Origin of the sequence: Actinomadura sp. NPDC049753 (genome assembly GCF_040674655.1) — a bacterium.
In the GTDB taxonomy this organism is placed as follows: domain Bacteria; phylum Actinomycetota; class Actinomycetes; order Streptosporangiales; family Streptosporangiaceae; genus Spirillospora; species Spirillospora verrucosospora.
On sequence record NZ_JBFARL010000426.1, the window covers coordinates 1 to 2,024 of the forward strand.

The following is a 2,024-nucleotide window of genomic DNA, read 5'->3' on the forward strand; positions in this document are numbered from 1 at the left end:
GGAGGCAGCGCGCACGCGCTGACCACGCCGCTGCTGACCAAGGCGGACGGGTCCAAGTTCGGCAAGACCGCGGGCGGCGAGACCTACTGGCTCGTGGCCACCAAGAACCGCACCCCAGGCAGCATCCCGAGGCTCACCGCCCTGTTCAAACGCCTGGCCGGCAAGGCGGCCGAGCGCCGCCGCCACGTCCCGCAGGGGACCGGGCCGCAGCGCGTAGACGCGGCGCTGGCCCGCCCGCTGCGAGGTGACGACGCCGGCGCGCTCCAGCGTCTGCAGATGCTTGGTCGTCTGCGGCTGGCGCGCGCCGGCGAGCTGCGCCAGGACGCCGACCGGGCGCGGCCGCTCGGCCAGCAGGGCCACGAGCCGCCACCGGACCGGATCGGCCAGAGCGTTGAGGATCTCCTCCATGGGCCCAATCATTCCCCGCGACGAATATTCCTGTCAAGGAATACTTTGAGGTGTGAGAGGGGAGGGGGAACGAGGGAGGGCTGGCGCAGCGGAGACGGCCCGCAAGGAGGCGCGAACGCCAAGGCCCCGGCGGGATCAACCCGCCGGGGCCTTGGCGTCAAGCCGGTGTGGTGGTCGCCTCACGGCGAAAGGCACAACGAAGCTCCAGCCCGGACCGCATGGGACCGGCGGTATTCCCCGAAGGCATCAGGTAGAGCCCGGGGGACACATGCCACACCGACGCACCCACTCTAGCGGCTCCGCGCCAGTGCCTCCTCCACCGCCACCCCGCACGTGAAGTTCACCTCACCCCGCGGTGAGGGTCGCCTGCGCCCGTGCACCGCCCCGCCGGGAGAAGCGTCCACGAATATGAGTCGATGCGTGGAAACGCGGGGAGACCGGCAGGTCCACCGCGCGAGGCCCGCACCGACCGCACACGAACCGGCGGCCAGACCCGGCACAGACGAGGGGACGGGGCAGTGCGCACCACGTGGACGGGGACCACCAGGCCTGCGGGCGGCGAAACCAGGAACGGCGACGGCGGCCTGGAGGCGGCCTGGGATCTGGCCGCCGGCCCCCGCGCCCCGGCGCAGGCCCGCGCGCTCACCCGCCGGTCACTGCGCCGCTGGCGCGTCACCGGCCCCGACGACGTCGACGACGTCGTCCTCATCGTGGACGAGCTCGTCGCCAACGCCGTCGTGCACGGCACCGGACCCGTCCGCCTGGGCCTGCGCCTGGAGGCCGCCCCCGCCGGGGTCCGCCTCACCGGCGAGGTCGGCGACGCCGACCCCCGCGCGCCCGGCGTGCCCGCCGGGCCGCCCCCCGTGCTGGACTGGGCCGAGGCCGGCCGCGGCCTGCTCCTGGTCGCCTCCCTGGCCACCGAGTTCGGCACCCGGCCCGCGCCGCCGGGCAAGACCATCTGGTTCACCCGCGAACTGGACCCCCTCGACGCCCCCGCCCTCACCCTCGGCGCCCCGGCCCGCTGACACCCCCGGCCCGCTGACACCGGCGGGCAGGGGTCAGGCCTGCAGGGGGCAGCGGTCCACCACCCACACGTCCTCGTCCTCGCCGTCGGGCGGCAGCGGCGGCTCGTCGGCGAGCCGGTCCAGATGCCACTCGATGTGGGCGAGCGGGCCCCGCCAGCCCGCCAGCAGGTCGGCCAGCGGGCGCGGCGGGCCCGGCGGCCCGTAGGGGCGCGGGTCGGGCAGCTCGGCCTCCCACAGCGCGTCGTCGCACTCGGCCGCCCAGTGCGCCACCGCCTCCAGCACCTGCTGCAGATCGCGCGCCAGATCGCCCAGCGAACGCAGCGCCATCGCGTCCTGGATCATCCGTTCCCGCGCGTCGTAGGGCAGGTCCCGCCCGAAGGCCGGCGGGAACGGCGGCGGGCGGCCCTCCAGCACCGGCTCCCGGCCCGTCGCCGCCGACCGGATCGCGGCCGCCTGCCACCGCGTCCACTCCGCCAGATGGCCCAGCACCCCTCGCAGCGCCGCCGCGCCCTCGCCGCCCGATGATGTCCTGCAGCGACGGTGCGAGGACCAGCTCCATCACGATCCAGGGCCGGTCCGACACCTCGACGA

Annotated in this window: 3 protein-coding genes; 1 reads left to right on the plus strand and 2 read right to left on the minus strand. The window is 75.5% G+C overall.

Features of this window, described 5'->3' with window-relative positions; genetic code table 11:
• Positions 1-408, minus strand: a 408-nt coding sequence (locus tag AB0K37_RS41890) for a metalloregulator ArsR/SmtB family transcription factor (RefSeq protein ID WP_363991733.1), incomplete at its 3' end; no start/stop codon positions are given.
• A gap of 518 nt (positions 409-926) precedes the next feature.
• Here AB0K37_RS41890 and AB0K37_RS41895 point away from each other — a divergent pair.
• Positions 927-1,433, plus strand: a complete 507-nt coding sequence (locus AB0K37_RS41895; protein ID WP_363991736.1) for an ATP-binding protein — start codon at positions 927-929, stop codon at positions 1,431-1,433.
• Positions 1,434-1,466: 33 nt separating this feature from the next.
• Here the strand turns inward: AB0K37_RS41895 and AB0K37_RS41900 are convergent, their stop codons facing one another.
• Positions 1,467-1,922 (minus strand): hypothetical protein, encoded by a 456-nt coding sequence (locus AB0K37_RS41900; RefSeq protein ID WP_363991739.1) that lies wholly within the window; start codon positions 1,920-1,922, stop codon positions 1,467-1,469.
• Positions 1,923-2,024: the final 102 nt, after the last annotated feature.